At 40.2% G+C, this 8,387-nt stretch carries 5 protein-coding genes; 2 read left to right on the top strand and 3 right to left on the bottom strand.

Annotated elements, in window-relative coordinates; genetic code table 11:
- The coding region (locus tag AAC037_RS13405) for a CRTAC1 family protein (protein ID WP_339903465.1) at window positions 1–1,818 on the bottom strand (1,818 nt) is incomplete at its 3' end.
- A gap of 396 nt (window positions 1,819–2,214) precedes the next feature.
- Window positions 2,215–3,807 (bottom strand): aminotransferase class V-fold PLP-dependent enzyme, encoded by a 1,593-nt coding sequence (locus AAC037_RS13400; protein WP_339903464.1) that lies wholly within the window; start codon window positions 3,805–3,807, stop codon window positions 2,215–2,217.
- A gap of 362 nt (window positions 3,808–4,169) precedes the next feature.
- On the opposite strand from AAC037_RS13400, the gene AAC037_RS13395 reads away from it, so the two are divergent.
- Window positions 4,170–4,778, top strand: coding sequence for a Uma2 family endonuclease (locus AAC037_RS13395; protein ID WP_339903463.1), 609 nt, complete (start codon window positions 4,170–4,172; stop codon window positions 4,776–4,778).
- A gap of 115 nt (window positions 4,779–4,893) precedes the next feature.
- Window positions 4,894–6,801, top strand: a complete 1,908-nt coding sequence (locus tag AAC037_RS13390; protein ID WP_339903462.1) for a heparinase II/III family protein — start codon at window positions 4,894–4,896, stop codon at window positions 6,799–6,801.
- Between the two features lie 152 nt (window positions 6,802–6,953).
- Here the strand turns inward: AAC037_RS13390 and AAC037_RS13385 are convergent.
- On the bottom strand, window positions 6,954–8,387 hold a 1,434-nt coding region (locus AAC037_RS13385), incomplete at its 5' end, for a sulfatase (protein WP_339903461.1).

The following is an 8,387-nucleotide window of genomic DNA, read 5'->3' as shown; positions in this document are numbered from 1 at the left end:
CCATGGTTGAACTTTGGGAAAGAGTTGTGAATAATCTATATTTTGGCGATTTTCACCGGGTTTGAGTTCCAAACTTTGGTTGGCCGCCAACTCATACATTTTTTCATAGGTATTGTCCGGCCAAATGATAAGTAATGAATCAATTTTGTTTACTTCTCCATATCCAAAGTGTATCAATGGTTCAGAAGATGATTGGAAGCCTTTGGCTGTGAACAACTGCTTTACTTGCATCTCTCCTTGATGCCAAGAGAATACCTTGGTGCCAATGCCAAATGTATTGGGTGCGGTAAATTGAATTTTAACTTTTAAATAGCCTGCCTTTTCTTCCAGGTTATTTCTGTACACAGTTGCAGGCTCATTGAGGTTATTCGTTACCAAATCCAAATCACCGTCATTATCTAAATCAGCCCAAGCAGCACCGGTAGATAAGTTCGGTTGATCAGCCATCCACTTACCGGTTTGGTCGATAAATTTCAGATGGTCGCCACCTCTAAAAATATAATTTTTCACTTTCCCTGAAGGCATCTTATTGATTGCCTTTTGATCCAATTTATTGGAAGCATTAAATTGGCGTTCTACCTCATCACTTGAAATATAGTTGATATAATCATGGTCATTGGGTCGTCGGGAAATACCGGTGGATATAAATAAATCCTGTTTTCCATCCATATCATAATCTGCAAAAAGAGGACTCCAGCTCCAATCAGTTGCTGAAATACTACTATAAAGTGCAATTTCCTGAAAATACTCCCCTGCCCGATTTAATTGCAGCATATTCCTGGCATACTGAGGATGGTATTTTAAGCGTTCAATTTTTAAATCATGGGTATATATAGGATCATCACTCATGGAGGATTTAAGTACCTTCTCATCTTCAGGAAGCATATCAAGGGAAATAATATCCATAAATCCATCTTGATTGATGTCACCAACATCATTGCCCATAGAAAACCTGCTCACCTGACTGAATCTTTCTTTCAGTTGTTCTGTAAATGTTCCGTCTCCATTGTTGATATAGTAATAATCATCTTCATGAAAATCATTACTGATATATAAATCTGTGAATCCATCATTGTTGAAATCTGCGGTTGCCAACCCAAGTCCATAGCCATTGGCCCCACCAAAAATTCCTGCTTCCTGACTTATATCAATGAATTTACCTCCCTCGTTTCTAAGCAACTTATCACCACTTTCCTCGATGCGGTCATGCCTTATGGTCGCTGGTCCATAGGAGTTATTTGTATGTACGGAATGATTCAATAAATACATGTCCAAATCGCCATCATTGTCATAATCAAAAAAAGAGGCCATGGTGCCATAATTTTGAAAATCCAATCCATAGGATTTACTTTCTTCAGTAAAGCTAAGGTCTCCATTGTTTATAAAAAGTTCATTTCCCCCCTTCAACCCGTGGATTCCTACTACTGCACATACATAAATATCAAGAAGTCCATCACCATTTACATCAGCCATGGTTACTCCTGTATTCCAGTCGGAAGCGCCTGCAACACCTGCTATTTCTGTGATGTCTTCAAATTCCATATTCCCTTTGTTTAAAAACAGCTTATTTGGAACTTGATTTCCGGAAAAATACAAATCCTGCAGACCATCATTATTGATATCCCCTATGGCCACACCACCACCATTGTAAAAATAGAGGTAATATAGAATACTTAAATTATTGGACTCCCTTAATTCATTAGTGAAATTAAGATGAGAAATTTCGGGTGGAATTGACTTGAATAGAAAATTTTCGTTTCTAGGCTCTGAGCATGCAAAAAGTGAGAAAAATAGTAGTGCAACTACGGCTATTTTCATTTTTCTATAGGGTAAATGATGAACCACTAATTTACTAATTTGAATTGAGGCAAAAGAAATTTAATTGAATATTTTATACTAATTCATAGCGGGAAGATAAAACACCATAATGATATTAGGAACCGAGGGGGCAGGAGAAAACCAAACTTTTTGTTCGACCAGAAAGCCTTACTTAAAAACCCTCCCAGGAACTTATCCCGGCTAAAATGGGGTAGAGTAAAAAGCCCCTTTTAATTACAATTAGATAAGTATTCCCATGTATAATAGTAGAATGGCATACAATAATAAAAACAAAGTGTAATATTTTTAATGGTACTATATAGGGAAATATTTCACTATAACGCGCTCCATAATTTATTCTTCTACTTTTAACTACTTTTTATTAAACAGCTGGTTCTAATATTGTCGCCGTTTTGCTTTCCATTCTGCCTTGCCGTATTCACCCAAACTTAATTTACCGTCCATAGAATCCTTACTCACTACTCCTGTAAATTCGAAATTTAGGCGTACTCCTTGGCGAGTATAAGAACTTCGAAATAAAATATCATTGCCATGAAGCGTACCGGTTAGCTCACGTGGTCCGAAACTAGCATGGTGGGTACCAAAAATTTCATTTCCTTTTTGTTCAAACATGAGCGTTTGGTTTACAATGCTTGCTACGAATTGAATCTCCAGGTCCCAAAGGCCACTTAGGTTAAAGGCGGCAGGGAAAGTGGGCTTTTGCATCTGAGGTGGATTGGAAAGCAACTCATAAACGCAATTTGCGATTACCTTCTCCTCGCCTGCTACTAGTTGGGAAGTGTTGATCCGTATGTTAGGCTCCATATTTGGGGGGAAAGGAAGGTAACTCACGGCACCACTAACAGCAATTCGGGGATTGTTGTCCCACAAAAGCTCTTCAACATCTTGGCCTGTGAGTGGAATTAAAGAAATATCCCATTTCACTTGAAGAGAAGGTGATCGGTTTGACCTTCCTTTTGGGAGAATAAGCGCTGTCTTCACCCCTGAAACCTGCTCCAGACGATTAGAAATATAATCGGCCCAAGAAATCCACATTCTCCACTCTGCGGCATGATCCCGCTTTTCCCACATTTCTACTGCTGTCAACATCCCCATTATCTCTTCACGTCCCACCTTAAACCCTCGTCCAAAACCATGGTGGGGTGCACTATTGATCCAAGAAGCTTGGACTAAATCTTTGCGGCCAATCAATAGGCCGGCACATTGTGGACCTCGCAAATATTTTCCTCCACTGTAGGCAACCATATCTGCCCCTTGAGCAATATGTGGATTGGGAACTTCTAGGCCCTCAGCCGCCGCATCTACAAGGATTGGTACCTTAAGAGGTTTGGCAAGTGCAGCGATAATTTCTAGTGAGAGGGGCCCCTCCTCAGAGGCGCCACCGGCCAAAACCAAAATCATAGCTGTTCGGGGCCCCAAGGCAGCTTTCAATTCCTCAGGGGTATTTACCTCTATCATTCTCACTCCCACCGCCTTTGCTGCAGCATCATAGGCTGATCGTGAATAAGAAGGAATAATTACTTCATCCTTCATTCCTTCCAGATTGGGGATTTGCCAAATCTTATCAGGGTCGCCTCCAGTCACGCATCCAGCTGTCGCAACAGTTATTGCAGCAGATGCACCGGAAGTCACCACGCCCCATTCCGCCCCTGTAATTTCTGCTAAGCGAAGCCCAACACCATTCATCAATTCATCAATTTGAACAAAGTCCTTTACCGCCTCGTCCATCGCTACTTGTACTTCCGGCAAGACCCTGGTTGCACCTACGACCGTAACAGTACCTCGGGCATTAATCAGTGGGCGTACTCCTATCGAGTCATAGATACTTTTGCCAAGAACCTTTTTAATTGGGGACAGATTAGTGTTAGGCATTGACTTAGCACCATTTGTACCTGCAAGCGCTCCTAAAAGCAGACCGCCAAATGGTAGGCTTGATAAAATACTTATTACTTTTCTTCTGCTAATCATGATCAATTTTTTTCAAAATAAAAGGTAATAGTATATAATTAGATTCTTGTCCGAATTAGAATTTAATTTTAATTCTCATGGATGAATAATTTAGCATTGATGTTTGAGGAAGATGTAAACCAATGAACGCATCCTGAATCACCAAAATTCTAACGATTATTTAACCGAAGGTATTCAACTGAAAGATCAACACTACCTTCAAAGACAATAAGCACAAATATTTCCAGTCTCTCTAAAATCCATTCTTTTCTTCAGATATCTTTTTTTTGATTTTCTTTTCGACTCAATGTTCAAGCATACTTTTCCCCATAATATAGAATACACTATCTCTAAAATAGTCCTAAAATCAGTATATTTATAGTATGGAAGTCAAAAAACCGGATAATGTCAATGAACCGGATTTGGAATATGGAAATTATTCCTATGCCGATTACCTGAAATGGCAGATGGAGGAAGTGGTCGAACTGATCAAAGGGAAAGCCTTTAAAAAAGTTGCTGCTGCCTCAAAACGTATCCATCAGCGAATTTCAATAAAGTTGGCAGCTAAACTCTATTACTTTTTGGAAGACAAATCATGTCAAGTTTACGATGCACCCTTCGATGTGCGTTTTCCAAAAGCATCCAAAGCAGATCATCTAATCCATGATGTGGTTCAGCCGGATATCTGCGTAATTTGTGACCGAGAAAAATTGGATGACAGAGGCTGTATAGGAGCACCAGACTTGATTGTGGAAATACTATCTCCCAGCAACAGTAAAACGGAATTGAAGATTAAGTTCGAACTTTATGAGTCCAATGGAGTCCGGGAATACTGGATCATTCATGCTGAAACCCAGGATTTGTTAATCTATCGTCTTACTAATGGAAAATCCGTCCCTTCCCTTTTGCTTACCTCCGGAGATGTGGCGGAGTCAAAAGTGATCCAAGGGTTTAAACTGAATTTGGAAGAGTTTTTTAGGGATATCGAATAGTATTTATAATCGATACTAAGATGAAAATTCCCCGGTAAATTCTATTTCTAGTAAAGTGATTCCGCACTTTGAAGGTATTTTTTCAATTACACATCACTATAAAAGTACAACTGTCTTGAAAAAAATAAATCAATTATTATTGCTAACCAGCCTACTCACTTTAACTTTTATAAGCGAGTGGGCTTATGCTCAGTTGCCAAGAAATCAAGATTCTCATACGTATCAACTCGAAAACCCGATATCAGTACAGTACCTGAAAAAGAATCTTCGAAAATCTCAACCTAGATTGGTACTAAATCAAGCCATTGAAAAGAAGCTTAGAGAAAAGCTTCAAACCGATCCACTTACTCAGCATATTTTTCAGGCAATCAAGTACAATACTGAATCAGTATTAGCAATGAATTTAATTACAGTTGACATCCCAGATAATCCACGGTCTCAAAAAAACCAGCTCGGTATTTCTAGAAATTTCCTATATCGTGTTAATATGTTGGGAATGGTTTATTTCGTTGAAAAGGATCCGGAAATTTTGCAAAGGTTAAATGAAGAAGTGCTTGCTGCTTGCATTTTCCCTACTTGGAACCCAAAGCATTTTCTAGATGTAGGGGAAATGTCTTTGGCTATTGCCTTGGCGCTAGATTGGACCGCAGGGGAATTACCGAAATCTACCATCACTTTGGCGAAACAATCATTAATAGCTAAGGGAATAATGCCCAGTTGGCCCGAAAATGGGGAAACTCCTCGATGGGTTAATGGAACTAACAACTGGAATCAAGTTTGCAATGCCGGTATGATTGCAGCCTCCATTGCCATTGCTGAGGAAAACCCGGAATTGGCAGCAAAAACCATGAATAGATCAATTGAAGGCCTGAATCATGCGCTTGCAGCATATGCTCCGGATGGAGCTTATCCAGTGGGGGCAACCTATTGGGGATATGGGACAATGTTTTCAGTAGTAACTGCGGCAATGCTGGAAAGCGCTTTTGGGACAGACTTTGGAATAAGTGAATATCCGGGCTTTAAAGAGAGTGCAAATTTCGGCCTTTTAACCTTGGCTCCTTCCAAACTATTATACAATTATGCCGATAGCCCGGACTTACCGGAGCTGTATACTGATTTTACCTTGAGTTGGTTTGCCTCCAAAACAGGAGATAAGAATTATTTGAATCATGAAAGATTTATGCAAACGCCTGAGGAGATAGGAAAGCTTTCACGGCTGGCAGGAGCAGGATTAGTTTGGACAGCACAATTCGAAGAAAAGGGATCAGGATTTATTCCTAATGCTTGGAAAGGTGAAGGAGCCAACCCATTGGTAATATTTACCGGTCAGGGAGAGAATAAAGAAGGTTATTATTTTGGAGGAAAAGGAGGTCGAGGATCGATAAGCCATGGGAATATGGATGCAGGTTCTTTCATTTTTGAATTAAATGGCGTTCGATGGGCAATCGACCCGGGCAACCAGAGCTATGGCTTATTGTCAAGAGCCGGTTTCGATCTTTGGAGCAGATGTCAGGAATGTGATCGGTGGAAATTACTTACGAAGAATAATTTTGGACATAGTACCATCTCAGTGGATAATAAGCGGCATGTGGTCGATGGTTTGGCTACGATAGTAGACTTTAAAGATGGAGAAAAGCCTGAAGCCACTTTTGACCTTACACCGACATTTGAAGGCCAGCTGAAAAGTGCAACAAGAAAATTTACAAAAGACAGCCCAAGATCAATTATCATCGAAGACCAAATTGAAACCAACAATGCTACAAAATTGATCACCTGGCAATTGATGACGCAGGCAGATATTAAGCTTGTAGATGGTGGAGCAGTATTGACTAAAGAGGGCAAAACCCTAAGGTTAGAAAATTTGTCACATCCTGAGATTTCCTTGTCTGTCATCTCTCTGGATCCGGCTCCACTTGAATTGGATCGGCAAATTGAAAACCTTAAAAGGATAGAACTAAGGATTCCTGCATGGATTTTTGAGGGAAATAAAGGAGAGATAAAAGTGCGATTAATAGGGGAATAACTGGCCCACAACATGCTCTTTTTATTGTTTTTTTGAACCAGTGGCAAAATAGAGATTTCATGTCTATCACATAAAAACCGAATATAAAAAATACCGGACAGTTGCCCGGTATTTTTTTATAGAATGAAACTAGCTGAATCAAGTCAGATGGCCTATTTTAACTGGCTTCCGGGAATTGGTTCAGGAAAGGCTCTCATAGGGCTGTATCTGATATAGGAATCAAAAATTTCTTTATCAGGGCCTACCACTCTTGGGTCTTTGGTAGTCTCTAATTCCTTTAATAAAGCCGCTTGCAATTCTTCTTTATCTGAAGCATAATCCGGGTCATTTACTATATTGTTTAAACAATAAGGATCATTTCTTATATCAAATAACTGTACTTCAGGGTTTTTGGCAAATGCTGCATCGAAAAATGGCTTGATGGCTGGATCCTTATAATTTTCTATAATAAATGATTTGGTAGGGGATGCATCCACATCTGTAAACGCCCATTCAGAATGACTGATGCCGTCTTCGTCTATCCCATACATGGGTAGCAATTCATTTTCATCCTCAGGATTTACTCTTTGAGGGGCACCTGCAGGCCAGCGATCCGGCTTCATGTTCCATACCAATAAATAGTCTTCACTTCTAATCGATCTTTGTGGGTAACCCCAATTGAGGTACCTTGATGATGAATGCCTTTCTCTACCTGAAAAAGCATATTTCTTCGAAGGATCAATCGTTCCTTGCTCTTTAGATTCCAACAGGGGGCGAATACTCTTTCCGGTAATTGGTAGCATTCCGTCTTGCATGGTATTGGTCAAATCTAAAATGGTTGGGGCGAGGTCTATAAATCCTATAGGATCATCTACTTTCCTCCCACCGGGAAACTGTTTGGGATACCTCACGGCAAAAGGCACATGGATACCATAATCATAGCTGTTTGCTTTAGCCCGTGGAAATGGCATGCCGTTGTCTGCCGTGACGATAATGATCGTGTTTTCAAGCTCTCCTATTTCTTCCAAATAATTGATCATGGAATCCAGGTGGCTGTCATACCATTCTATTTCTACTGCATAATCCAACATGTCTCCACGGACGATGTCATTGTCTGGAAAAAATGCCGGCACCTCCACATCTGATAATTTTTTATCCGTCCTTTTCCACGAATCTTTTTCATAGGCACGGTGTGGTTCTGTCGCCCCAAACCAAAAGAAAAAGGGCTTGTCGGCTCTTTCCTTTTCCATGAAAAATTTAAAATTTTCAAAATAATTTGTGGTGCTTATTTTGTTTGCAGGCCTTATATCTCCTGGCCCATCTTCATATCTTATTTTGCTGTGCTCTATCCCTGCTGCATCTGTTTTTCTCCAAAGACTGTCATTTTCATTTCGAGCATAGCGAAAAGGAGAAACACCTTTTCCAGTTCTACCCGTTTTATAACCATTCGCCTCCAAAACATCTACAAAGGGTACGTGCTTTTTAAGCCAGGGAGCAGCATGCTGGCCAGAGGACTCATTTTGCCAATGGTGCCTACCTGTAATGATACTGCTTCTCGAAGGAGCACATCCGGGAGAACCAGCCATTGCATTGGTGAAGTACACGCC

It is taken from the genome of uncultured Cyclobacterium sp. (assembly GCF_963976465.1).
Lineage (GTDB): Bacteria > Bacteroidota > Bacteroidia > Cytophagales > Cyclobacteriaceae > Cyclobacterium.
Note: the sequence above shows the minus strand (reverse complement) of the source record. Positions and strands in the feature narration are given on the sequence as shown.